General features: G+C 43.3%; 23 protein-coding genes. 11 read left to right on the top strand and 12 right to left on the bottom strand.

Features of this window, described 5'->3' with window-relative positions:
* The first annotated feature begins 145 nt into the window (after positions 1–145).
* Positions 146–394: a YciN family protein gene (locus tag R7044_RS03850; protein WP_005387884.1), complete on the top strand. Its 249-nt coding sequence runs from the start codon at positions 146–148 to the stop codon at positions 392–394.
* A gap of 63 nt (positions 395–457) precedes the next feature.
* Here the strand turns inward: R7044_RS03850 and aroA are convergent, their stop codons facing one another.
* Complete coding sequence (gene aroA, locus R7044_RS03845) at positions 458–1738, bottom strand: 3-phosphoshikimate 1-carboxyvinyltransferase (RefSeq protein WP_005387883.1); 1281 nt, start codon at positions 1736–1738, stop codon at positions 458–460.
* Positions 1739–2027: 289 nt separating this feature from the next.
* On the bottom strand, positions 2028–2504 hold the full coding sequence (locus R7044_RS03840) for a glycine zipper 2TM domain-containing protein (RefSeq protein ID WP_005378348.1): 477 nt from the start codon (positions 2502–2504) through the stop codon (positions 2028–2030).
* Positions 2505–2543: 39 nt separating this feature from the next.
* On the opposite strand from R7044_RS03840, the gene aat reads away from it, so the two are divergent.
* From aat to infA, 3 genes are all read left to right on the top strand, one after another.
* Positions 2544–3251, top strand: coding sequence for a leucyl/phenylalanyl-tRNA--protein transferase (gene aat, locus R7044_RS03835; RefSeq protein WP_005387881.1), 708 nt, complete (start codon positions 2544–2546; stop codon positions 3249–3251).
* Entirely contained in the window at positions 3248–3949 is a 702-nt protein-coding gene (locus tag R7044_RS03830; protein WP_005378346.1) for an arginyltransferase, read from the top strand. The genes aat and R7044_RS03830 overlap by 4 nt, the downstream gene beginning before the upstream one ends.
* Positions 3950–4030: 81 nt before the next feature.
* On the top strand, positions 4031–4249 hold the full coding sequence (gene infA, locus R7044_RS03825) for a translation initiation factor IF-1 (protein ID WP_001040192.1): 219 nt from the start codon (positions 4031–4033) through the stop codon (positions 4247–4249).
* Positions 4250–4382: 133 nt separating this feature from the next.
* On the opposite strand, the gene clpA is transcribed toward infA, so the two are convergent.
* Both clpA and clpS read right to left on the bottom strand, forming a co-directional pair.
* On the bottom strand, positions 4383–6650 hold the full coding sequence (gene clpA, locus R7044_RS03820) for an ATP-dependent Clp protease ATP-binding subunit ClpA (protein WP_005387879.1): 2268 nt from the start codon (positions 6648–6650) through the stop codon (positions 4383–4385).
* Between the two features lie 50 nt (positions 6651–6700).
* Positions 6701–7021: an ATP-dependent Clp protease adapter ClpS gene (clpS, locus tag R7044_RS03815; RefSeq protein WP_005378419.1), complete on the bottom strand. Its 321-nt coding sequence runs from the start codon at positions 7019–7021 to the stop codon at positions 6701–6703.
* A gap of 704 nt (positions 7022–7725) precedes the next feature.
* On the opposite strand from clpS, the gene cspD reads away from it, so the two are divergent.
* On the top strand, positions 7726–7944 hold the full coding sequence (gene cspD, locus R7044_RS03810) for a cold shock domain-containing protein CspD (RefSeq protein ID WP_005378407.1): 219 nt from the start codon (positions 7726–7728) through the stop codon (positions 7942–7944).
* 183 nt (positions 7945–8127) lie between these two features.
* Here cspD and R7044_RS03805 read toward each other — a convergent pair whose 3' ends face one another.
* Positions 8128–10353, bottom strand: a complete 2226-nt coding sequence (locus tag R7044_RS03805; protein WP_005378404.1) for an NADP-dependent isocitrate dehydrogenase — start codon at positions 10351–10353, stop codon at positions 8128–8130.
* Between the two features lie 310 nt (positions 10354–10663).
* Here R7044_RS03805 and R7044_RS03800 point away from each other — a divergent pair, with 310 nt between their 5' ends.
* A complete protein-coding gene (locus R7044_RS03800; RefSeq protein WP_005387874.1) occupies positions 10664–11365 on the top strand; it encodes a pseudouridine synthase in 702 nt (233 codons plus the stop codon).
* An 85-nt stretch (positions 11366–11450) separates the two neighbouring features.
* On the opposite strand, the gene R7044_RS03795 is transcribed toward R7044_RS03800, so the two are convergent.
* The gene (locus R7044_RS03795) at positions 11451–12128 is read right to left on the bottom strand and encodes a DUF2057 family protein (RefSeq protein ID WP_017634732.1); all 678 of its coding nucleotides are present in this window, start codon (positions 12126–12128) and stop codon (positions 11451–11453) included.
* 76 nt (positions 12129–12204) lie between these two features.
* Entirely contained in the window at positions 12205–13284 is a 1080-nt protein-coding gene (locus R7044_RS03790; RefSeq protein WP_005378424.1) for a porin, read from the bottom strand.
* A gap of 515 nt (positions 13285–13799) precedes the next feature.
* Here R7044_RS03790 and dinG point away from each other — a divergent pair.
* The 5 genes from dinG to xthA all read left to right on the top strand — a co-directional run bounded on the left by dinG (position 13800) and on the right by xthA (position 18283).
* The gene (dinG, locus tag R7044_RS03785; protein WP_136976023.1) at positions 13800–15875 is read left to right on the top strand and encodes an ATP-dependent DNA helicase DinG; all 2076 of its coding nucleotides are present in this window, start codon (positions 13800–13802) and stop codon (positions 15873–15875) included.
* A gap of 14 nt (positions 15876–15889) precedes the next feature.
* A complete protein-coding gene (locus tag R7044_RS03780) occupies positions 15890–16675 on the top strand; it encodes a sulfite exporter TauE/SafE family protein (protein WP_005387866.1) in 786 nt (261 codons plus the stop codon).
* Positions 16672–17217 (top strand): primosomal replication protein, encoded by a 546-nt coding sequence (locus tag R7044_RS03775; RefSeq protein ID WP_033905048.1) that lies wholly within the window; start codon positions 16672–16674, stop codon positions 17215–17217. The genes R7044_RS03780 and R7044_RS03775 overlap by 4 nt, the downstream gene beginning before the upstream one ends.
* A complete protein-coding gene (gene rsmS / locus R7044_RS03770) occupies positions 17217–17381 on the top strand; it encodes a pleiotropic regulatory protein RsmS (protein WP_005378432.1) in 165 nt (54 codons plus the stop codon). Before R7044_RS03775 ends, rsmS begins: the two co-directional genes overlap by 1 nt.
* Before the next feature lie 95 nt (positions 17382–17476).
* A complete protein-coding gene (gene xthA / locus R7044_RS03765; protein ID WP_005378433.1) occupies positions 17477–18283 on the top strand; it encodes an exodeoxyribonuclease III in 807 nt (268 codons plus the stop codon).
* A gap of 92 nt (positions 18284–18375) precedes the next feature.
* Here the strand turns inward: xthA and R7044_RS03760 are convergent, their stop codons facing one another.
* From R7044_RS03760 to R7044_RS03740, 5 genes are all read right to left on the bottom strand, one after another.
* Positions 18376–21099 (bottom strand): ImpA family metalloprotease, encoded by a 2724-nt coding sequence (locus R7044_RS03760; RefSeq protein ID WP_205390778.1) that lies wholly within the window; start codon positions 21097–21099, stop codon positions 18376–18378.
* Positions 21100–21253: 154 nt separating this feature from the next.
* Complete coding sequence (locus R7044_RS03755; protein ID WP_005378435.1) at positions 21254–21931, bottom strand: ABC transporter permease; 678 nt, start codon at positions 21929–21931, stop codon at positions 21254–21256.
* Positions 21932–21934: 3 nt separating this feature from the next.
* On the bottom strand, positions 21935–22675 hold the full coding sequence (locus R7044_RS03750; RefSeq protein ID WP_005378436.1) for an ABC transporter permease: 741 nt from the start codon (positions 22673–22675) through the stop codon (positions 21935–21937).
* Between the two features lie 81 nt (positions 22676–22756).
* Complete coding sequence (locus R7044_RS03745) at positions 22757–23527, bottom strand: ABC transporter substrate-binding protein (protein WP_005378437.1); 771 nt, start codon at positions 23525–23527, stop codon at positions 22757–22759.
* An 83-nt stretch (positions 23528–23610) separates the two neighbouring features.
* Complete coding sequence (locus tag R7044_RS03740) at positions 23611–24381, bottom strand: ABC transporter ATP-binding protein (protein WP_213871535.1); 771 nt, start codon at positions 24379–24381, stop codon at positions 23611–23613.
* Positions 24382–24526: the final 145 nt, after the last annotated feature.

Raw genomic sequence — 24526 nt, 5'->3', positions numbered from 1 at the left:
TCTGCCATCTTCCTCCGCATCATGCTTATACTCTAAAAATTGATCTGTTTAGTCTTACTGAACGATTGACTGAATTAATCATGCAAACCCATTTTAGTTGTAGGTATACTCAGCGTTCTTAACTGAATAGGATGGTAGAAAGAATATGTCTGATAGAACGTTTATCGAAGAGTTCGACCTTCTTTTGATCGCTAACCAAATCATCCAAGAGCACGATGATTACATCGAGGGAATGCGAGCAACAAGTGTAGAAGAAAAAGAAGGTGTTTTAGTTTTTAAAGGTGAATACTTCCTTGATGACAAAGGTTTACCAACTTCAAATACGACTGCAGTATTCAATATGTTCAAATACTTAGCGCATCACCTTTCTAAGGAATTTACGCTGGTTAAATAGTATTGGGAAACAAAAAAGCCAGAGTGTTATTCACTCTGGCTTTCCTGTTTCAGGTCAGAATATTTAGCAGCTCAAAGCCTTAAGTTTGTCGAAGTAGTCAGGGAACGTTTTCGACGTACACTTTGGATCGTTAATCGTCACAGGCGTATCACTAAGTGCCACCAGCGAAAAACACATCGCCATTCGATGATCATCGTAAGTATCAATCGCAGCATGCTTTAACTGAGAGACAGGTTTGACGATGATGTAGTCTTCCCCTTCTTCCACTTCCGCACCGACTTTACGTAACTCAGTCGCCATAGCTGACAAACGGTCTGTTTCTTTTACACGCCAGTTATAAACGTTACGAATAGCGGTAGTGCCTTCGGCAAATAGCGCTGTTGTCGCGATGGTCATTGCAGCATCAGGGATATGGTTGTAATCCATATCGATGCCTTTCAATTGACCAACACGTGAAATTACGTAGTCATCACCCCATTCAATTTCTGCACCCATTTTTTCAAGCGCATCAGCAAATTGAATATCACCTTGAATGCTGTTTTTACCGATACCCGTGACTTTAACTTCTCCGCCTTTGATGGCTGCCGCCGCCAAGAAGTAAGAAGCAGAAGACGCGTCACCTTCAACCAAGAAATCACCTGGAGCGATGTATTGCTGACCGGCTGGGATCACAAACTCTTGATAGTCATTGTTGATCACATCGACTCCAAACTGCTTCATGATATGCAGGGTGATATCGATATAAGGCTTAGAAACCAAATCGCCTTCGATGTTGATGCGAATTTCACCTTCAGCCAATGGCGCAGACATTAAGAAAGCGGTCAAGAACTGACTTGAAATGGACCCATCGATAGAAACTGTACCTGCTTTTAGGCCAGTACCAATTATTTTGAGAGGCGGAAAGTTCTCGTTTTCCATGTACTCAACGTTCGCACCAGCATCTTTCAGTGCCGTGACAAGGTGACCAATTGGACGCTCTTTCATACGAGGTTCGCCCGTCAGTACATACTCCCCTTCTCCAAGACAAAGAGCCGCAGCTAATGGTCGCATCGCAGTGCCAGCATTGCCGAGAAATAACTCTACCGGCTCTGAGACAGAAAACGGACGCCCAAGGCCTTCAACGAGACATTCTGTTTTATCTTCGGAAAGTTGGTATTGAACGCCTAGTTTAGTCAGCGCATTCAGCATATGACGAATATCATCACTGTCGAGGAGATTAGTAAGGCGAGTTCTGCCTTTAGCAAGAGCAGCAAGTAAAAGAGCTCGATTAGAAACGCTTTTAGAGCCAGGAAGGTTCACTTCCCCTTGAATTTTATTGATAGGTTGTAACGTTAGGCTTTCCATTAAAAGTTGATAATCCTTTGTGCCCTCAACATACGATTTTTATGAGGGCTAAACAATTCTTCGTGAATTCAGACTACCCAAAAAAACACGACAAAACCAGAGTAAATCGGCGCTAATTTATGAATATCCTCAAGCAGCCTAAAGATACAGAATTAAAGGCATTGCCAGCGATGTAAATCAGAGCGAAAGAAGCACGGCGAAACAGCAAACTATTTCGACTTTATTTGACTATAAGCCAGCCCGACTGTACATGCCTGATTAGGCTTCGTTAGACTAAAACAACCTAGGGTTAATAAGTGATATCAACCCTGACTCCATCATCAAAATATAAAATACGAACTTCATCCCCTCGACTAAATAACATATTTTTATCAACATCTTGGATGACATTAATTAGCTTATCACCCTTCACTTTGATGAGTAGCTCAACTAACTTATATTCAACCGTGTATTGGTAATTACTTTGGTTTTGAGCAACTGCGGCACCAGCAAGCGCACCCACTGCCGTCGCGACTTCTCTTCCCGTACCGCCACCAAATTGATTACCGACTAAACCACCGATAGTGGCACCAAGTAGTGTCTTCCAACCGTTACTTTTCGATTGAACAACCTCTTGTTGAGTAATATAACGGACAGAGTCAATCTTCCCGTAAACTACTTCATTAACTGGCTTGGCAACATTTCTTTCATAGGCTGCGTTGGCGACAAGTGGTAAAAACAGTATGATCCCAAGCCATACTTTTACGATATTTCTTAACCAGGTCATCATAAACTCCTCTGACTCCAATGTTGGTAACGACTTCTTATGGCTATTTATTTAACTGAACTCGATGAAACGTTCAACTTTCCCTCACCCTATAAAGCACTCAGCGACCCCAATGGTTTGCTGGCTTTTGGTGGTGACTTAAACCCCATGAGAATCCTCAATGGTTACTATCAAGGCATTTTCCCTTGGTATGGTCCTGGTGAACCTATTTTATGGTGGAGCCCTTCTCCGCGCGCCGTGTTTGACCCATTACAGTTTAAGCCATCTAAAAGTCTCAAAAAATTTCAGCGTAAACATAACTATAAAGTAACACTCAATTTCGCGACAGAAGAAGTGATTAGACTATGTTCTTCAACACGCCCTGCAGAGGAAACATGGCTCAACGAGGAAATGCAAGCTTCCTACATTGAGTTAGCCAAACTTGGTCACTGTCACTCTGTAGAAGTATGGCATGACAACAACCTGATTGGCGGACTATATGGCATTTGCGTGGGCCAACTTTTTTGCGGAGAGTCGATGTTTAGTCTAAAAGATAACGCATCCAAAATTGCATTGTGGTACTTATGCAACCATTTGGCGTCAAAGCAAGGTCAATTAATCGATTGCCAAGTTATGAATTCTCACTTGGCATCACTTGGCGCATTTGAACTTGAGCGTGACGAATTTATGCAAAAACTACTATCTTTAAGAGAAAAGCAAACACTATTTGATGCCTATCAGCCCCAAGTTTTGCAGGATTCAGTATGAGTACGGATATACAACATATTCGAATAGGGTTGACGAATAATCACCCTTGTAGTTATTTGCCTGAACGGCAAGAGCGGGTTGCGGTGGCGCTTGATGAAAGGCTGCATACTGAAGAAAATTACCAGTTGCTCATGGCTAACGGTTTTCGTCGTAGCGGAGATACCATATATAAACCGCATTGCGAGCATTGCACCGCTTGCCAGCCAATTCGAGTCTCGATTCCAGACGTTAGACTATCAAAAAGTCAGAAGAGGCTGCTTAATAAAGCACAGTCTTTACGCTGGGAAATGAAACCTGAAATGGATGAGGAATGGTTTGAGCTTTACAGTCGGTACATCTGCAAACGGCATAAAAACGGCACTATGTACCCACCAAAGCGTGATGAGTTTGCTCGATTTGCTCAAACCAGCTGGCTGACAACGTCGTTTTTACACATTTACGATGAATCAGATCAATTGCTTGCCATTGCAGTGACAGATTTGATGCCACAATGCTCGAGTGCTTTTTATACTTTCTTTGACCCTGACTACGAGTTATCTCTTGGGACATTAGCGGTGCTTTATCAAATTAAATACTGCCAAGAAAACAAACAACAGTGGCTATATTTGGGATATCAGATTGATGAGTGCCCAGCAATGAGCTACAAAACACGCTTTCAACGCCACCAAAGGCTAGTAAATCAGCGTTGGCGAGGGTAGAATACGCCTCAACTTTACATAATTACTATTTAGCGGCAGAATATAGCCCGCTAATATTGCCTAATTTCTAAAGAGGATTAAATGGCTAAAGAAGACGTAATCGAGATGCAAGGCACAGTCCTTGACACTCTACCAAACACTATGTTCCGTGTTGAACTTGAAAACGGTCACGTTGTGACTGCTCACATCTCTGGCAAGATGCGTAAGAACTACATCCGTATCCTAACGGGTGACAAAGTAACTGTAGAGATGACTCCATACGACCTGTCAAAAGGCCGCATCGTCTTCCGCGCTCGTTAATCTCTGATTTTCGGATGCAATAAAAAACGGAGCAAGCTGCTCCGTTTTTTATTGCATAATTTTTTCCGATTTAGTTCAGATAAAAAAGCGCACGATCTTCTCGTGCGCTTTTGCGTTTGTTACCGACTAACGATTAATGCATCGCTGTCTCTTTCTCACTTAAGTATTCAAACTCAAGCGTATCGTTGACCAGCGTTACTTTCACTGTACCGCCGTCAACTAAAGATCCAAACAACAGTTCGTTAGCCAAAGGCTTCTTAAGCTGTTCTTGGATAACACGCCCCATTGGGCGAGCCCCCATAGCTTTGTCATAACCTTTATGTGCTAACCAATGGCGAGCGTCTTGCGATACTTCCATTGAAACGCCTCTCGCATCAAGTTGCACTTGCAGTTCAACAATGAACTTATCAACCACTTGATGGATAACGCTTTCATCAAGGCTGTTAAACCAGATGATGTTATCAAGACGGTTACGGAACTCAGGAGTAAACACCTTCTTAATTTCCGCCATTGCATCGTGACTGTTGTCTTGTTGAATCAAACCAATTGATTTCTTCTCGGTTTCCGCCACACCTGCGTTAGTTGTCATAACAAGAATGACATTACGGAAGTCTGCTTTGCGACCATTGTTGTCCGTTAGCGTACCGTTATCCATGACTTGCAACAACAGGTTAAAGATATCAGGGTGCGCTTTTTCAATCTCATCAAGTAATACGACTGAGTGTGGGTGCTTAATAACAGCATCGGTTAGCAAACCACCTTGGTCATAACCGACATAACCAGGAGGCGCACCAATTAAGCGACTTACGGAGTGACGCTCACCATACTCAGACATATCAAAACGAAGTAGCTCGATACCTAGAAGCTTAGATAACTGCACCGTCACCTCTGTTTTACCAACCCCTGTTGGGCCTGCAAACAAGAATGAACCAACAGGTTTGTTGTCTACACCTAAACCTGCACGTGTCAGCTTGATCGCCTCGGACAATGCATCAATCGCATTATCTTGACCGAATACCAACATCTTCATTTTGCTATCTAAGTTTTTCAAAATGTCTTTATCTGAAGAAGAAACCGACTTCTCTGGAATTCGCGCCATTTTGGCAACCATTGATTCGATATCAGCCACTCCGACCGTTTTTTTACGACGGCTTGCAGGAGCAAGACGACTACGCGCACCAGCTTCATCAATGACATCAATGGCCTTATCTGGTAGATGGCGTTCATTAATGTATTTAGCCGACAGTTCTACCGCGGCACGCAGTGCTTTATTGGTATAACGTACTTCATGGTGAGCTTCGTACTTCGGCTTCAAACCCATCAAGATTTTAGTTGTATCATCCAATGAAGGCTCTACAACGTCTATCTTTTGGAAACGGCGAGACAACGCACGCTCTTTCTCGAAAATGTTGCTGTATTCTTGGTATGTCGTCGAACCAATACAACGCAACTTACCGCTACTTAAAAGAGGCTTAATAAGATTTGCTGCATCGACTTGACCACCAGATGCCGCGCCTGCACCGATGATGGTATGTATTTCATCGATGAACAAAATGGCATCTTCTTCTTTTTCAAGTTGTTTCAAAATCGCCTTGAAGCGCTTTTCAAAATCACCGCGATATTTGGTACCAGCGAGCAAAGAGCCAATATCTAGTGAATAAATCACGCTGTTTTGAATGACCTCAGGGACCTGCCCTTCGACAATTCGCCATGCAAGACCTTCCGCAATGGCTGTTTTACCAACTCCTGCCTCACCCACTAGTAGTGGATTATTCTTGCGGCGTCGACAAAGTACCTGAATAGTGCGCTCTAACTCTTTATCACGTCCAATGAGTGGGTCGATGTTTCCATCTTTAGCGACTTGATTAAGATTCGTCGCAAAGCTTTCTAGGCGTTCTTCAGAATTAGGCTCTTCAACACTTTCTGAGCTAAACGAGTCTGATGATGAATCCTCACCTGCACCTGATGCTTTAGTAATACCGTGGGAGATGAAATTAACAATATCTAATCGGGAGATGTCATTTTTCTTCAGTAAGTAAGCGGCATGCGACTCTTGTTCACTGAAGATAGCAACAAGCACGTTGGCGCCTGTTACTTCATTACGACCAGACGACTGTACATGAAAGACGGCGCGTTGTAGTACACGTTGAAAACTCAAAGTCGGCTGCGTTTCACGCGTCTCATCACTATCTGGGATAAGAGGCGTAGTTTGATCGATGAAAATATCGAGTTCGTTGCGTAAAGCGTCAAGATCCGCCTTACAAGCTAGAAGGGCTTCCTTAGCTGCATCATTTTCCAACAATGCAAGTAGGAGGTGTTCGACAGTCATAAACTCGTGGCGTTTATCTCGCGCCCGAGCAAATGCACCGTTAAGGCTTGACTCTAGTTCTTTATTTAGCATAAGTACCTCCCGAAAAAACAACTGGGGTTGTTCGAGCAAGTCTTCTTTGTTTACGCTTGCTCCATAGTGCAAAGTAGCGGATGTTCATTTTCCCTTGCGTACATCGTAACTTGCGCTACTTTTGTTTCGGCAATTTCTGCGCTGTATGTGCCGCAAATTGCCTTTCCTTCATAGTGGACCTGAAGCATGATTTGAGTTGCTTTATCAATATCATGTGAGAAAAATCGCTCAAGCACCTCTATGACGAAATCCATAGGTGTATAGTCATCATTATTGAGTACGACATTGTACAGCTTAGGTGGCTGGACTTTCGTACTTTCTCGCTCCAGAAGATCAGAGTCCGGAGTGACCCATTCAAAATTTTTACTCATGGCAATCTAAAGATATCGTATCAAAGGGTTGATGTTTTCGACCTATAAAAACAATCTACCACAAGCGTGCAGCGCGGTGTAGTGAGTTATGGCACCGAATTCGATCTTTGATCGATAAAAGTTGCTACCTAATATAGAGACTAATGCACGTCTTGATACGGCGCAAATAAAAGATGCTTGTCGATAAGTTACACATTTTTTCTTATAAAAGAACTTTCTATTTATTGCTTTCGGACTATTGCAAACCACCCCATCATCTTCTATCTGGATCACACTTCCTCATTGAGAATACGGTAATTATCACGAAAACTTCATTTTTTATTCAGTCAGAGGATTCTTCTCCCATAAGCAACACGGACAGTATGGCTTTTTCAGTATGAGCCACTTCATAGGCAAATTGACTAAACTTCTGCGTATATACGAAAAACTGTTTGCAAATTTGTTAATCTCAAAAGTGATTTGTTTTCAATTATGTTTCTGTTTGTTGCTCACTGCTATTGACTGTCGAAATTCATTGACTACAGTGGAAAGTGTCGATGCATAAATCATCATTTTGAAACTTCTCTTCTTTAAGTGGTTTGATGAATGTGACTTATCATTGATTTGACGTTTGTTGGCATTCGCTGACAATGGTAGTACCAAGTTAAAGGTATAACTTGGTTGCAGTAACAACATCAGTAAAAAATGCATGAGGGATGTAAAGCATGGCTACAGGTACAGTAAAGTGGTTTAACAATGCCAAAGGATTTGGGTTTATTTGTTCAGATGAAGAAGAGGGAGATATCTTTGCCCACTACTCAACTATCCAGATGGACGGTTATCGTACACTGAAAGCAGGCCAACAAGTCTCTTACGAGATTGAAAAAGGTCCCAAAGGCTGTCACGCGAGTAGCGTCGTGCCTCTTGAAGGCCAAGCCAAATAATTAGAGCGCTGTCGAAATATAAAAATATTGCTCTCGAAACGCCACGTTGATGTTTTGAAGAGAAAAATAAACCCGCCAAGATAGCGGGTTTCTTACTATTTAGAGCACGTGTTACAAAAGGAACACTTACAACGCACTTACAGGATAGGAAACACGCCGAAAACGACGTGTTTTTACACTAACTTACTTGTTAATGATTGCGTTAAAGGTTTCGCTTGGACGCATCAATTTAGAAACCAATGCATCGTCTAGTAAGTAGTAACCTCCTAGCTCACCTTTCACGCCTTGCGCATTATTTAGCTCAGCAACGATCGTTTCTTCCTGCTCTGACAGCGCTTTTGCAATTGGTGCAAATTCAGCAGCAAGATCCGCATCATCCGTTTGCTCTGAAAGCGCTTTCGCCCAGTAAAGTGCAAGATAGAAGTGGCTTCCACGGTTATCTAGCTCACCCACTTTGCGTGACGGAGATTTGTTGGTGTCTAAAAACTCACCGGTCGCTTTATCTAGTGTATCTGCTAGAACCTGAGCCTTAGGATTGTTTGTCGCTACACTTAAATGCTCTAACGAAGCTGCAAGCGCTAGGAACTCGCCCAAAGAATCCCAACGAAGGTGATTCTCTTTTTCTACTTGTTGAACGTGCTTAGGAGCAGAACCACCAGCGCCTGTTTCAAATAGACCACCACCATTCATCAATGGAACAATAGATAACATCTTAGCAGACGTACCTAACTCTAGAATTGGGAACAAGTCTGTTAGGTAGTCACGAAGAACATTACCTGTAACAGAGATAGTATCTAGGCCCGCTTTCATACGCTCTAGTGAGTACTTACAAGCTTCAACAGGAGATAGGATCTTAATCTCTAGACCGTCAGTATCGTGATCTGGTAGGTAGGCGTTTACTTTCTTGATGAGCTCAGCATCGTGCGCGCGGTTTTCATCTAGCCAGAATACAGCTGGAACACCTGTTGCACGTGCGCGAGTCACTGCTAGTTTAACCCAATCTTGGATTGGTGCGTCTTTAACCTGACACATACGGAAGATATCACCTTCTTCAACCGCTTGCTCTAACAGTACGTTACCTGAAGCATCAACAACGCGAACAGTACCCGCAGCGTCTAGAATGAATGTCTTGTCGTGAGAACCATACTCTTCAGCTTTCTGAGCCATTAGACCAACGTTAGGTACGCTACCCATAGTGGTTGGATCAAATGCGCCGTGCTCTTTACAGAAATCAATAACCGCTTGGTAAATACCTGCGTAGCTACGATCTGGAATCATCGCTTTGGTGTCTTTTTGTTTACCATCTGGTCCCCACATTTGACCCGAAGAGCGAAGCATTGCTGGCATAGAAGCATCTACAATAATGTCACTTGGTACATGTAAGTTTGTGATACCACGATCAGAATCAACCATCGCAAGTTCTGGTTGAGTTTGGTAAACCGCTTGAATGGCCGCTTCAATTTCTGCTTTTTGCGCTTCAGGTAGAGACTCAATTTTTGAGTAAACATCACCGATGCCATTGTTTACATCAACGCCTAGCTCTTCAAACAGCTTACCGTACTTATCGAAAACGTCTTTGTAGTAAACTTTTACTGCATGACCGAAAATGACAGGGTCAGAAACTTTCATCATCGTCGCTTTCATATGAAGAGACAGCAGCACGTCTTGTGCTTTCGCTTCAGCAATCTCTTTCTCGAAAAATTCAACCAACGCCTTCTTCTTCATTACGGAAGTATCAATGACTTCTTTATCTAGTAATGGGAACGCAGACTTAAGCTCTTTAACTGTACCATCATTACCGACAAACTCGATTTTGACCTCTGTTGCACCAGAGATAGTTGTAGACTTTTCGCTACCAAAGAAGTCATTGTCTGACATGCTCGCAACATGAGACTTAGATTCTGCTGACCATGCACCCATTGAGTGTGGGTTTTTCTTCGCGTAGTTCTTTACCGAAGTCGGAGCACGACGGTCTGAGTTACCTTCACGAAGTACTGGGTTAACCGCACTACCTTTGATTTTGTCGTAAGCCGCTTTAATCGCTTTCTCTTCGTACGTGCTCGGCTCTTCTGGGTAGTTTGGTAAATCGTAACCTTTCGCCTGAAGCTCTTTAATCGCCGCTTTAAGCTGAGGAACTGAAGCTGAAATGTTAGGTAGCTTGATGATATTTGCTTCTGGAGTTTGAGCTAGTTCACCAAGCTCAGTCAACGCATCGCCAATGCGCTGTTCTTCTTTTAGATGCTCTGGGAAGTTAGCGATAATTCGACCTGCTAGTGAAATATCACGAGTATCTACATTGATGCCAGACGATGCTGTGAATGATTGAATGATTGGTAGTAATGAATAAGTTGCTAGCGCCGGCGCTTCATCAGTGATGGTGTAGATAATTGTAGGTTTTTCTGTAGGCATGAAATTTCCCTATTTTTTAATCAACTTGTTGGCTGATCAACTCAGCGTCTGAGTTGGTTTAATTGACGCATTGCTGCACGTTAGAGTACATGTCTCCTCACTAACGCCACATGCGGTTCGCACTCTTTGTTGTAGTTTGAAGCTCTAAGCTCTGAATCCATGAGTGCACTGATATAATTAAACAAATAACACGAATTAGTCTATCATTCTGTGCGCGTTTGTTAGTTTTAGGCGCGCAAATCATATCCGATCATGAGAAAACTTAAAACTTTCAAACACAGTTCATTTACATTTTTGCAGGGTAGTTAACATGTCATCTCGTACAGGTCAGGAAAAAGGTCGCAGTCGTAACCAGTCTAAAACGGGCCATTTTAAACACTCAGGAGCTCGCAATGGCTCGAAGACTCGTACTCAACAAGACCGCCGCCCTAATCGTCCAACAAAAAGCCAAAAGCCAAAAGTGGCCCCTAAAGATCGTAAAGTCATTATTTTCAATAAGCCTTACGATACGCTCAGTCAATTTACCGATGGCGATGGTCGCAAAACGTTAGCGGACTATATCCCAATCAAAAATGTCTATGCGGCTGGCCGATTGGACCGAGACAGCGAAGGTTTGATGGTACTCACTAACGATGGCATCTTGCAGGCGAAGCTAACGCAGCCAAAGTCAAAATCGCCGAAGACTTATTGGGTTCAAGTTGATGGCGCTCCTCAGGAGCAAGATCTTGAAAAATTGAGAAAGGGAGTAGAGCTAAAAGATGGTATGACTCTACCAGCCGAAGTTGAAGTTATTCCAGAACCACAAGTCTGGGACAGAACGCCTCCTGTTCGTTTTCGAGCAAATATCCCTACAACTTGGTTAGCCATTACCATTATTGAAGGAAGAAATCGTCAGGTGCGTCGCATGACTGCGCACATTGGCTTCCCTACTTTGCGCCTCATTCGTCATTCGATGGGTGATATCGTCCTTAACGACCTAATGCCTGGTGAATGGAGAGAAATCTCTCTCTAACAAGCAGAAAAGATAAAAGCAGGCTTAAAGCCTGCTTTTTAGATTCATACTTTTTCAGTTAAGCCCTATCTAATGAACTAAGGGATTACTGCTCAGCAAGCCAGTTTTTAAAGGCCTCTTTTTCCGCCGGAGACGCTTTCTGGTACATCGTCTTTAATACATCAACCATTGGGCTGTCGTTCGATGCGGCTGTTGAACGGGTATCACTAGTCTCAACTCGAGGCTCGATATCACTTACTGATTGTTGATGCTGATTCACAGTTACATAACTAACGGCAACACTCGCGATACCGCCAGCAATATTGTAGTTGCGAGATTCTTGAGGGTAATTACGACCAATTTGAACACCATCTGACTCTAATACATCTTCGACCAAAGCAATAGGTTGGCCTTTGGTATCCAGTAATTGCCAATCTAGAGGCGAGATGTTGTTTTGCGCTTGGCGAAGAGTTTTAAACTCTGGCAGTTCAAACGTTAGCTTTTCGTTTTCAGCATCAAATTTAGCAACGATTACATCACTGTAAACCGTCTTAAGGTTTTCGTTAATTTCGAATGTAGGTTGATATTTGAAGACAATTTGATTCGTTCCGTCAGGTAGTTCGATTGTCTTCTCACTAGAAAAAAGACCACCTTCTAGATCTGGCTTCTCCATGTTGACGGCCAATAACTTCACGTCTTCTGGAACCACTAAAGTCGTTGCAGCGTAGAGGTTTGTACTGGCAAAAATAGACAGTGCCATTGCCACTTTTAATGATAACTGCATAGAATTTTTCATCCTTATCTTCATAGTAAAAGACCCAGCATATAGCTGGGTCTTACAATATCAAACTGGGTATTGATTACCAGTAGAAACGAGCACCAACACCGAAGTTAGTTGCGTCGTCTGTGTCTTTGTTGTCGAAGTCAGTACCTTCGAAAGTGTAACCCGCTTCTGCGAATACACGTGCCCATTTAGAGAACTTGTATTCAACACCAGCGTAGAACCAAGAAGAGTCTGCGTCTACTTTACCTGCTTCGTCAGTAGACTGAGCTAGGTACTCGTAACCAGAGTATAGAGTTGTTTTAGGAGCAACAGCGAACATACCAGCTACAACGATGTAGTGTGAATCAACTGTTGATTTACCTAGCTTATCTTCGTTTTCGTTGTAGTAGTACGTAGCACCTAGAGTGTGCTCGTTTAGTGCGTACTCAGCAGTTACTTCAAAAGATAGGTTTTCGTTATCAGTACGCTCTGTGTGAGAAACTGTTTGCTCTACACCATTAAGAACTAGTTTTTTCTCTTTAGTTACGTTGATGTCGTTGTTCGCAGTAAGTACACCAGCGTGTAGAGATAGGTCGTTGAAAGATTTACCAACGAATACTTCTAGTACTTCTTCGTTAGAATCTTTTTCGCCTAGCGCGTAACCAGCTTTTAGCCAGAACGCGTCATTTTCGTAAGCGTATTTGATTTGAGAATCGTTGTTCCAAGCGTGACCGTATGCAGTTTCCGCTGCGTTACCACCGAAGAAGTAAGAGTAATCTGCGAAGTATACGTCATCAGCCCAAGTACCTTCTTTACCGAAGCGAAGAGTACCCATATCACCCATATCAAAACCGATGATGTGGCGACGTACGTATACAGAGTCATCTGTACGCTCGCTTGAATCAGCACCTGCGTCGTAGTTGTCACCTAGAGCAACACCGATTTCAACTTCACCCAGAACTTTTAGGCTTTCGTCAACAACGTAAACCGCGTTCACACCAGTACGAGAAGAGCTAGTGTTTAGCTCTGCTGTGTGATCAGTTTTTTCTGTGAATAGAAGAGTTGGACGTAGCTGACCGTAGAAATCTACAGAACCTTCTTCAGATTTGAATACTTCAGCTGCGTTCACTGAAGTTGCAGACGCAACTACAGCTAGTGCTAATAGAGTTTTTTTCATAATTAATCCACTGCCTTTTCTTAGTTCGGGATATCCTTGTCCGGTTCCCTTTTTTTATATGTTTGAGGTAGAGCGTTAACAAAACGTTATACAGCACCTCCTCAAAATCTGGAGCTAAGAGTGCAAAAGATTATTCTGGCTGTCAAATTTTCTAAATACCAATGTAAAAAAAACAAAATACCATTATAAAACAATAACTTGATAAGTTTACCTTTATTTATTCGACGAACATCTAACCAATCTCCATTATTATTTGTAATTTACAAAATTATTAACAAATGGTTTTTTAATCCAATAAGTAAATTTAAAAAAACAAAAAAAAGAATAAAAACCCACAAATCAGACCAAGTTGGAGTTTTATATTTTTCATATAATGAAATTAATTTCATTAAGATAAGGTTCAATATTTTTTTGTGAAGGAGATCTATATTCCTTATAAAAGCATTCCGTTTTGTGAACTACTGTACAACTAGTGATGTGTGCTACTATTCGCCTCCAACGCATTTGAGGCCCGTATGCTGACCAGTAACATTCAAAAATCGATTCGTAATAGCTATCAAAACCTTCAAGATCAACTTGATAACTTTGTGCCTAGAAGAGCACAAAACTACCTTGTTGCAGAGATTGCAAAAACGCTGTGCGGTCAGTATCACAAATCTAACCGAATACTCGTTGCAGAAGCAGGGACTGGAATTGGTAAATCGCTCTCCTATCTAATGGCGACCATTCCCGTGGCTGTACATAATAATAGAAAAGTGGTTATCTCAACGGCGACCGTCGCTCTGCAAGAGCAGCTCATAAATAAAGACCTCCCTCTTTTTCGTCGGATTACTGACCGCGAGTTTTCTTTTATTTTGGCAAAAGGCCGTCAACGCTATTGTTGCGCTGAAAAGCTCGCCACTGCTAGCGGTGCTGATGGTGGCCAGTTAGCCATGTTTGAAACCAAACCTAAGCAAAAAGATATAGAGCTGTTGGAAACAATGCATCGCTCTCTTGCGCAAGGGAAATGGGACGGTGACCGTGATTCTTGGCCTAAAACCATCGATGATAAGCTTTGGCAACTGATTGTCAGTGATAAACACAGTTGCAATAACAGTTTACCAGGCCACCGCGGCTGTCCATTCCAAAAAGCGCGCTCAGAGTTGGATAAAAACGATGTCATCATTGCTAACCACTCTCTCGTCATGGCAGACGCAGATTTAGGTGGCGGCGTGATTTTACCTGAGCCAGAAAATACAATATACGTCTTCGACGAGGCACATCACTTACCTCACGTCGCTCGTGACCATGCTTCAGCATCTGCGAGTTTAAAAGGCGCGGCAGCATGGCTTGAGAAGTTGAATCAGTCGATTAGTAAGTTTTCATCACTCGCAGACGAGAAACGCGTAGCTCGATTTCGCAACGACCTTCAAGACGCGGTTCAGAACTTGATACCGGCACTGACTCAATTGCCCAAACAGTTCGACCCAGCTCAATTTGAAGAGGGTATCTACCGCTTCGAACACGGTGAACTACCTGAGTGGCTAGAGAGCCAATCCAAAGAACTAAAACAGTTCAGTAAAAAAGCAAATCAGAGTGTGGCAAAAATTGCCGACCTTATTGCGGAAAGAGTAAAAGACGGGGAGCTTGCGACAAGGTTGGCTGAACCAGCGCTTGCAGAGCTCGGTTTCTACATTCAAAGGTTAGAAAACCTAGCGCAAGTATGGCATTTAATGGCTGAACCAACTCGTGAAAAAGGTGCGCCTTTAGCTCGCTGGTTAGAAACCCACCCCGATCGCGAGGGTGATTTCATTGTGAGTGTTTCGCCACTTGAAATTGGATGGCAACTCGACCAACAGATTTGGAGCAGATGTATTGGCGCCATTTTGGTTTCCGCAACGATGCGTGCATTAAACTCTTTCCATTACTTTTGCCATCAGGTTGGTATTGATGGAAAACCAGAATCAGGCACTCAGTTTTTAGCGCTTGCGTCACCATTCGATTACCAAAACCAGGCAGAATTGCTTATCCCTGCGATGAAATATGAACCACCAGCGCCTCAATTTACTGAATATCTTATCGAGATATTGCCTAAGTACTTGGAAGACAAGAAAGCCAACTTAGTATTATTCTCATCCTATTGGCAGATGAACCAAGTCGCGAAGGCACTCTCTTCGGAGTTCATAAAAAAAGGCTGGGCGTTGCAAGTTCAAGGTGAAAGCTCACGTCAAGAAATTCTAAAAAAACATAAAAAGTTAATAGAATCAAATAAAACCAGCGTCTTATTTGGTACTGGCAGTTTCTCTGAGGGGCTAGACTTACCTGGCGAATTACTTGAAAACTTGGTGATTACAAAAATTCCATTTGGCGTTCCAACCTCCCCTGTTGAGCAGGCTCATTCCGAATACATTGAGAAAAAAGGAGGAAACCCGTTTATGCAAATAACTGTACCAGACGCAAGCAAAAAGCTGATCCAGAGCGTAGGTCGCTTACTGCGTAAAGAGAGAGATTCTGGTAGAGTAACGATTCTTGATCGACGCCTAGTCACTAAGCGATACGGACAAGCCTTAATCGACTCACTACCTCCATTTAAACGTAAAATAGAATATTAGAAGAATCACCATTTATGGAAATGATTGAGCCAACCATGCTGTTGGTGTTGGCGCTTGTCGCTTTTGTCGCAGGATTTATTGATGCAGTTGCTGGTGGTGGTGGCATGCTTACCGTACCTGCTCTACTTTCGCTAGGCTTGCCGCCTCATATTGCACTAGGCACCAATAAACTTGCCGCTACCTTTGCTTCTTCTACTGCAGCATTTACGTACTACAAAAAACGTCTATTCAAACCTCAATGCTGGAGGCGTGCATTCGTGGCAACACTCGTCGGAGCGACATTAGGTACGCTATTTGTAGATGCGATTAGTACGGATTGGCTGGAAAAAGGATTGCCGCTTGTTATTTTGGCGGCAGCGTTGTATACCGTTTTTCATAAAACACCCCACTCTGCTCATCAAAGTCCAATACCCGAGCCTTGCCCAAAACTTCATAAAAAACAGTACATGCAAGGCTTATCCATAGGATTCTACGACGGACTCGCAGGGCCTGGAACTGGGGCTTTTTGGACAGTAAGTTCAATGGCGCTGTACCGACTGAATATCTTGCTCGCCTCTGGCTTAGCAAAAGCAATGAACTTTACCAGTAACTTTACCTCTTTGATCACTTTTGCATTCCTCGGACACATCAACTGGGTGCTAGGCTTAACAATGGGAGTATGTTTAATGGCTGGTGCTTTTGTTGGCGCGCACTCCGCTATTAGATTTGGTTCTAAATTCATTCGTCCTGTATTTGTTACTGTCGTCAGCATACTAGCCATTAAATTGGCTTATGACGCATGGTTTGTAGGTTTGTCATGAACATTTCTCAACTCCAGGAAAATCTAGAACAAATGGCGAAGCAAGCCGCTGTTCTTGACCGTCAAAGAGGCGAACATCATGTTCCGCTTTTTGATGAGCGTTTATTTGGTTGCCGCTCTCGCTTACTTACTCCTTGCGTAAAAGAAGCAAAAGCCACGCTGGATGCGATTGTGCGTGAGCAAAATGAAGGTAAGCTCACCGCTTTGCGTGCTGAGTACCTCACTGAACGGTTAGTGGCGCAAATCGGTGCAATTCAACGCGAGATTTCTACCACTAAAATTCGTAAGAATGAAATCAAACATAGCAGCTATTTCCGCAAGCCTATCAACGTGCTTTATCAGGAACTCGCTCAACACCAAGAGTGGGCAAGACGCTTGCGCGAGATGGTGTTAGAAAAAGAACGTGCTGTCGAAAGCGCTCCGAGTTTTATGCGTGCCGACGCTCAAAAAGTATTACTAGCAACCGAGCAACGTTTAGCGCGTTGTGAAGCAGCACTTCTTAAGCTAGAGAACCAAATTACACATAGGGAAAAACATCAATAATGGCTGATCAACCAACCTCGCCTTTAGATGACGCACCTGAAGAGATCAAACTGGCTGTCGATTTAATCTATTTGCTTGAGAGCAATGAGATAGATCCAGAAGTTGCGCTTAACGCTTTAAAGATCGTGCAAAACGACTTAGAAAACAAATTAAAAGCAAAGTAGCTCAGAGCGTTTCAATCCTTTCACCGAGACTCATTTTCAGTGCTCTTACACAATGATACTATTCATAAAAAAGTACGCCCCCAAAAGGATAAATAATGAAAGTAATCAGCTTTAACATCAATGGACTACGTGCGCGACTGCACCAACTCCAAGCGCTAATCGACAAACACCAACCTGATGTGATTGGTCTTCAGGAAATTAAAGTTCACGATGAAGCATTCCCGATTGAAGCTGTCGAAGCCATGGGCTACAAAGTGTATTTCCATGGTCAAAAAGCACATTACGGCGTAGCAATGCTTTGTAAGCAAGAGCCTCTACACGTACAAAAAGGGTTCCCGACGGATAACGAGGAACATCAAAAGCGCATGATCATGGCAACGTTTTTAAATGAAAACGGCGAAAAGGTCACTGTGCTAAACGGCTATTTCCCTCAAGGGGATAACATCAGCCACGAAACCAAATTCCCATACAAGCGCCAATTCTATAAAGATCTGATGACCTACCTAAACGATCATCACAATAACGACGAGCAATTGATTGTTATGGGTGACATCAACATCAGCCCTATTGATGCAGATATCGGTATCGGCGAACCAAACCGTAAACGTTGGCTAAAAACAGGTAAATGTTCATTCCAACCTGAAGAGCGCGAATGGTTGAAAACCTTACTAGACTGGGGCTTTGTGGACACCTTCCGTAAGCTATACCCAGAGGTGAACGATCAATTTTCGTGGTTTGACTACCGTTCTCGCGGTTTTGATGATAACCGTGGCCTACGAATTGATGTCATTTTGGCAACCCCTTCTCTAGCGGAAAAGTGTATTGAATCTGGTATCGACTATGAGCTTCGTGGTATCGAGAAGCCTTCAGATCACGCACCAATCTGGTCAACATTTAAGTAATATATTGCAAAGCTATAAGCGAGACTCAACGCTAAGCTTAGTCCAATAAAAAGGGAGACTCTGTCTCCCTTTTCATACAAATTACCAGTTAATCACTGATTCAGCGGCCAAACCGTTTGACCATCAATAGTTATCGGTGTTTGAGCAAATTCGTTCAGACAGTAGCCTGTATTACTACTTGCAAAGTAAGTGAGCGGCATCGGCGGTAGATTCAGCGCCACAACCTGCTGTTTCGCTTTTTCTGTGAACGAGAAGCCCCACATATCTAAATAGCTCGTCATGTCTCGCTGAGAGATGTAGCTCAGAGCAATAAGCAACCAGTCGTTGTTTGAGATGCTATTTGCTTCTTCCCGAGAGTAGTTGGCGAAACCAATGCTCAATCGTCTCTCATCCCAAAGCGCATCGTCCGATTTTAAGCGGTTAAACTCACGTTCAATCAGGTGCAAGCGCGCCAATAAATGCCAACCATTTTTAAGCACACCTTCATGCTGCGCCGCCATCATCATTTGAATGTAAACACGAGCGCCCCAACTCCAACTGGTTTGATTTTGCGCAGCCATGTATGCGTTTGGATCCGCTTGAGTTCGGCTAACTTGCAATAATTCAAACTGGCCTTTGAAATCCAAGCTTTGGCAAGTTGAAACTTTCCCCGTATTCTGGAAGAAACGAGACTTACTGTAATACGAGTAGTAATTGGTCGTTGAATGCCCTTCCCAGCCTGCAAATCGGAATCGACCTTTTTCCAAGCCATGACCAAGCTCATGTAAATCACCGTGACCGAGTGGGCTGAATGACCAGTAAGCATCGTATGGGTTACCAGAACAGCCGTAACCACACGTCGCTTGGTCAGCGTTCATATGCTTCACCATATCAATATTGGCGATTTCCCAACCTTGATTTTTGGCATACTGGATAATTTCCGGAACCTCATCGATCCCCGGCCCTTGGAAACCAGCCAAGACATGTGGGTAGTTATGAACATACTCTTCTGTCGCTAGCGCCATTTCAGCTGGTGTCGACCACATCTCATCGTTGACCGACTCCAACATTTTGTCGCGCTTTGAGTGTACTTCAAACCCAGGAGTGATCAGCTCAGCCCAATCGAACAAATTCGCTTCAAGCTCCTGAATAAACGCATCGTTATCCTTTTCACTTCTCCATACAGGGTGTTGCGCTACATGGCTAAATGTTAGAGCTACTGGCACATCATTATTGTTAAAGTGAACCTGGATAGGCCCGCCATAAGGTGAAGTCAGCGTGATGGTTTCACCCGGCTTCACCTCATAGGCGAAAGAAGTCAGCATTTTTGGTCGCGTGTATCCATCTTTGCTGAACTCATGAGTTGCGCCACTTCTTAAACTGTTGATGACAATTTTAGTCGTCACTTCATTACTGTCATTGCGCGTGACCGTAAAGGTCTCCCCAGGAAGCGCATACACACCAGCAGAGCGGAAATTACGCTTTGATTCCATATTAATAGTTGCGCTGATTCTCTTTACTTCAGGGCTAAACTCACTACGGCTGAAGTTCCCCATATTTGGTTGTTTTGGGTTTACGCTTCGGCTGTTGTATTGCACGTAATCGGCAAAGTACGACTTTAGGAATTCGGTCGTTTGGGTTGACTGTTTGTCCATTGGGAAGACAACCGTTTGACGATAATGATCAGCCAGCAATACCATGAGTTTTTCGTATTGGTAGCCGTCTTGATTAAACAAATCTACTTTTTGTTCATCAAGCTTTTTCAACCGATGGCGAATACTGTTTGCCCCTGCATAAAATTGACTTTCCATATTCGCAGTGTCAGGACAAGATTTGTCCTCACACTGTGACAAGTCAACATTGAAGTTTTGAGATTCAAAACGAGACAACAGCGCTTGTTGCGTAGCAACAGAGTCTGGCACGAAGTTCATGAGTGATGAAGGCGCCCAATCAACCAAGCCTAACTTACGCCAATAGTTATCTCCCACATAATCAACATGGAATTTTTCCAAAATGTCTCGGCCAAGTTCAGTTAGTCCTCCATCCCAATGCAGGTATAGAACAGGAATTTGGGCTTGCTCAGCGTATGCCAGAGCATCGAGTACTTGTTGGTTGGTGTCGCCAGATTGCAGATGCTGTGACAAGATCAATAAGTTTGGAGTATTGGTTTGCAAGCAGCTAAGTAGCTTCGAACCATCGCATAGGTTGGCCTCGTTAAACGCCAACTCTTGTGAAACATTGTCTTTCAGCCAATTCCGAGTCGCTTGCTCATCCGGAAAGTAATAAGACTGGTCCATTTGCGCGATGACGACGTTTGAAGTAACTCCGCCCGACAACCAAGTGACCAGATTACTTAACCATTTCGTCATCGCTGCGTTGGAAGAGTCGGGAAAACGTTGTGCCGTTCTAAATGGGTTACTACCTAATAGTGCGTAACGTTGACCATTAGACTTTTCCCCGGCAACGCCAATTGACAGAGCTTGATCTTTGTAACCGCTTGCCATGGCCTTATTGGTCATCAAGATGGTGTCGTTGAAGCCATACTGAGGTGCCAAGATCGCGGCATCATGGGTTGGATCCCAATAAAGACCTGAAAGGTTTTTCGCAATTGCAGATTTGATCGTATTCGACTGCATCTTGTGAGCTTCTACAACCTGACGACTTTTACGAATGAATTCGCTCGGGTCAGAAACGAGCAGTGCATTACCAGTTTCAAGAGCTTGTTGAACTGGAGCTGGCGTTGGTTTTACTTGAGCATTAGGTTGTGATTCTCCCTCTCCCCCACCACATCCTGTGGCTAAGGCGGCAATGCCCAACGATAGAATTGTTTTTTTCATTTTTACTTACTAAACAATGAGTTTACCGAATGTTAATGTAAGTTGATGAATAATAAGAAAGAGTCTTTTACATCGACTGAAAAAATAGGAATGAAGATAACAAAATTATCAAAAGCAATAGCACCCACTCCGATGCTATTGCCTCTATTGATAATTAGCTTAAAGGACGCAGATAAGCTAAGAAACGCTTCTCTGCCACTTTGAAACACCACAAGATCATAAACGTCAGTGCCATGTAGAACAGCCCCGCCGTCAGGAAAGACTCAAATGGTGCATAGTAGCGCGAGTTAACTAGACGCGCAGCACCAGTTAAATCCATGATGGTAACGATGCCCGCGACTGCACTTCCGTGCAGCATAAATATGACCTCGTTGGAATAAGCTGGTAATGCTCGACGCAATGCACTCGGCAAGATAATACGTCTGTATGTCATAAACTTACTCATGCCATAGGCTTTCGCAGCTTCCACCTCACCTTTCGGCAAACCATTAATCGCACCACGAATAATTTCTGCGGTGTAAGCCGATGTATTCAGAATAAAAGCGACCAAAGCACAGAACCAAGCGTTCTCCCACAAGGTATCTTTCACAGGGAAAAACTGATCCATGCCGTAGTAAATCAAATACAGCTGAACCAATAGCGGCGTTCCACGGAAAAAGTAAATGAATCCCCAAGAAGGTAAGCTTAGAGCGTAATTGGTACTATTGCGTGCCACGGCTAATGGGATAGAGACACACAAGCCAATAACCAACGCTAATCCCACTAACCAAACTGTTGTCCAAAGTCCCTGAAGATAAGTTGGAAAGCTTTCAATAATCAAAGAAAAGTCCATAACTTACCTCGCATGAATACTGAACTTACGCTCAACAAGCTTGAGTAGCCCGGTCGAAACGCTGGTAAAAAATAGAAAGATGAGCGCGACAGCCATGTAAAAGGTGAACGGCATTTTCGTTGTACCTGCTGCCAATGAGCTCATTCTCACCATGTCATCCAGACCAATAATGGAAACTAACGCTGTGGTCTTAAGTAACACTAACCAGTTATTACCAAATCCAGGTAATGCATGACGAATCATCTGAGGAAGTAAGATTCTTCTAAACGATAAAGCAGAACTCATCCCATAAGCTTTCGCCGCTTCTAATTCACCCTTGTCCACCGCCATGATCGCTCCACGAAAAGTCTCCGCCATGTAGGCGCCAAAGATAAAACCAATCGTGAGTACACCAGCTATAAATGGGCTGACATCAATATAATCAGGTAAGTAAGACGTCCATTCATGGTTTGGATCACTCGAGGCAAACCACTCGTTGAGCGTTTCGTTGATGGAGTAAAGGCTGTTATTTAAAAGTATTTGTCCACCAAAGAAAATTAGCATCATCAGAACCAAATCTGGAATGCCGCGAATGACGGTGGTGTAAAGAGTGGCAATCGCCCTTGCCCATTTGTAAGGCGCTAACTTAGCTAATGCGCCAAGCATGCCTAAGACCATGGCGAGAATGAGTGAAAGCACTGCAACTTCTATTGTTACTAAAGCTCCTTTCAAAATCGAAGCTTCGTATCCTTGTAAATCTAGCATAGGTGAGTTCCTAATCCCTAAACTCAAAAAATCGACCGTTGACTACTTCTAGGAACAAGCCAACGGTCGCTTAATTACGGTTTATTCACCGTACACATCGTAGTTAAAGTATTTACCAGCAATTTCTTGGTAAACACCTTTCTCACGTAGTGAAATAATTGCTGCGTCGAGTTTCTTCGTCAGATCTTTGTCTTGTTTACGAACAGCGATACCCATACCTTCGCCAAACCATTTTGGATCGGTTAACGATGGTCCAACAAACTCATAAGCTTCGCCACCTGCTTTGTTGATCACACCCTCTTCTAGAGCAGACGCATCACCTAAAACGGCAGCAATTCGACCATTTTCTAGATCAAGATACGCTTCATCAAAAGAGCCATAACGCACAATTTCAACATCATCGCCGTAGTTGTCAGTTAAGTACTTGTCATGTGTCGTCGCACGTTGCACGCCAATTTTGACATCTTTAAGATTATCAAAATCTAGACCCGCACCTTTCTTAGCGATAAATTTATTTGGGATTTGTGCGTACTTGCCAGTGAAATCGACTTTTTTCTTGCGCTCTTCAGTGATAGACATTGCTGCGATGATGGCATCGTACTTACGTGCAAGAAGAGAAGGGATAATACCATCCCAATCTTGAGCGACGATTTTGCACTTCACTTGCATCTCTTCACAGAGTGCATTTGCCATATCTACGTCAAAGCCTTTTATTGAGCCATCAGTTTCTGTCCAGCTAAACGGAGGGTAAGCACCTTCGATACCAAAGCGAACTGTTTTCCATTCTTTCGCTTGGGCAACACCTGATACTGCCGTTGCAGCAATCGTTGCTGCTAATAACCACTTTTTCATTTCCATACTCCTGTGATTGCTATTTTATTTCGTTTTGTTTGTTGTGTTGGCTTAGGAGGCAATAGTCTGCCGCCTAACAAATATTAGTAAATGGATGAGATAAACTGCTGTAATCGTTCTGAATCCGGGTTTGTAAATAGCTTAGCTGGATTTCCCTGTTCTTCCACTAAGCCTTGATGTAAAAACATCACATGGTTTGATACGTCACGCGCAAACGCCATTTCGTGCGTGACCACCAGCATAGTTCGCCCTTCATCTGCCAAATCTCTCATTACCCCCAGAACTTCTCCTACAAGTTCTGGGTCAAGCGCAGAAGTTGGCTCGTCAAACAACATCACCTCTGGGTCAACTGCTAGCGCACGGGCAATAGCTGCACGTTGCTGCTGGCCGCCAGATAAGTGCCCAGGGTAATAATCCTTACGCTCATACAAGCCTACCTTCTTAAGCAAGACTTCTGCGTTTTCAATCGCTTGAGATTTTGGAACGCCTAAGACATGAACAGGCGCCTCAATCACGTTTTCTAGTACGGTTAGGTGAGACCAGAGGTTGAAACCTTGGAAAACCATTGCCAGGCGTGAGCGAATACGTTGGACTTGCTTTTCATTAGCAGGAACAGATTCACCTGCTCTGCTGTTCTTCATTTGGATTAATTCACCATTTACCCAAATTTCGCCCGCGGTAGGCGTTTCTAGCAAGTTGATACATCTGAGAAAGGTACTCTTACCTGAGCCGGAAGAGCCAATAATGGAGATAACATCTCCTTTGTGCGCGGCAAGTGAAATGCCTTTTAAAACTTCATTTTGTCCAAATGTTTTGTGCAGGTCTTTTATATCTAGCGCTGGTACATCATTCATGCGCCCTACTCCCTGTGTTTTTGTCACTGCAATTAAGGGACTCCGCCCTCTCTAATTCGGAACAAATTAGCACCGCCCTTTGAAACTTGCAACAAATTATTAACCTAAATAATTCGAATAGAAAGATACGATAGACAAATTAATA

The sequence above is a fragment of the Vibrio sp. 1402 genome (genome assembly GCF_033340275.1).
This window is presented reverse-complemented; position numbering and strand designations above follow the sequence as displayed.

Bases quoted from the DNA above. Each gene is read 5' to 3' on its own strand.
- R7044_RS03850 (WP_005387884.1), top strand. From the start codon at position 146: ATGTCTGATAGAACGTTTATCGAAGAGTTCGACCTTCTTTTGATCGCT.
- R7044_RS03840 (WP_005378348.1), bottom strand. From the start codon at position 2,504: ATGACCTGGTTAAGAAATATCGTAAAAGTATGGCTTGGGATCATACTG.
- R7044_RS03780 (WP_005387866.1), top strand. From the start codon at position 15,890: ATGGAAATGATTGAGCCAACCATGCTGTTGGTGTTGGCGCTTGTCGCT.
- R7044_RS03750 (WP_005378436.1), bottom strand. From the start codon at position 22,675: ATGCTAGATTTACAAGGATACGAAGCTTCGATTTTGAAAGGAGCTTTA.
- xthA (WP_005378433.1), top strand. From the start codon at position 17,477: ATGAAAGTAATCAGCTTTAACATCAATGGACTACGTGCGCGACTGCAC.
- R7044_RS03760 (WP_205390778.1), bottom strand. From the start codon at position 21,099: ATGAAAAAAACAATTCTATCGTTGGGCATTGCCGCCTTAGCCACAGGA.
- R7044_RS03790 (WP_005378424.1), bottom strand. From the start codon at position 13,284: ATGAAAAAAACTCTATTAGCACTAGCTGTAGTTGCGTCTGCAACTTCA.
- aroA (WP_005387883.1), bottom strand. From the start codon at position 1,738: ATGGAAAGCCTAACGTTACAACCTATCAATAAAATTCAAGGGGAAGTG.
- R7044_RS03745 (WP_005378437.1), bottom strand. From the start codon at position 23,527: ATGAAAAAGTGGTTATTAGCAGCAACGATTGCTGCAACGGCAGTATCA.
- R7044_RS03805 (WP_005378404.1), bottom strand. From the start codon at position 10,353: ATGCCTACAGAAAAACCTACAATTATCTACACCATCACTGATGAAGCG.
- R7044_RS03755 (WP_005378435.1), bottom strand. From the start codon at position 21,931: ATGGACTTTTCTTTGATTATTGAAAGCTTTCCAACTTATCTTCAGGGA.
- R7044_RS03800 (WP_005387874.1), top strand. From the start codon at position 10,664: ATGTCATCTCGTACAGGTCAGGAAAAAGGTCGCAGTCGTAACCAGTCT.
- clpS (WP_005378419.1), bottom strand. From the start codon at position 7,021: ATGAGTAAAAATTTTGAATGGGTCACTCCGGACTCTGATCTTCTGGAG.
- cspD (WP_005378407.1), top strand. From the start codon at position 7,726: ATGGCTACAGGTACAGTAAAGTGGTTTAACAATGCCAAAGGATTTGGG.
- infA (WP_001040192.1), top strand. From the start codon at position 4,031: ATGGCTAAAGAAGACGTAATCGAGATGCAAGGCACAGTCCTTGACACT.
- R7044_RS03830 (WP_005378346.1), top strand. From the start codon at position 3,248: ATGAGTACGGATATACAACATATTCGAATAGGGTTGACGAATAATCAC.
- rsmS (WP_005378432.1), top strand. From the start codon at position 17,217: ATGGCTGATCAACCAACCTCGCCTTTAGATGACGCACCTGAAGAGATC.
- R7044_RS03795 (WP_017634732.1), bottom strand. From the start codon at position 12,128: ATGCAGTTATCATTAAAAGTGGCAATGGCACTGTCTATTTTTGCCAGT.
- aat (WP_005387881.1), top strand. From the start codon at position 2,544: ATGGCTATTTATTTAACTGAACTCGATGAAACGTTCAACTTTCCCTCA.
- R7044_RS03775 (WP_033905048.1), top strand. From the start codon at position 16,672: ATGAACATTTCTCAACTCCAGGAAAATCTAGAACAAATGGCGAAGCAA.
- dinG (WP_136976023.1), top strand. From the start codon at position 13,800: ATGCTGACCAGTAACATTCAAAAATCGATTCGTAATAGCTATCAAAAC.
- R7044_RS03740 (WP_213871535.1), bottom strand. From the start codon at position 24,381: ATGAATGATGTACCAGCGCTAGATATAAAAGACCTGCACAAAACATTT.
- clpA (WP_005387879.1), bottom strand. From the start codon at position 6,650: ATGCTAAATAAAGAACTAGAGTCAAGCCTTAACGGTGCATTTGCTCGG.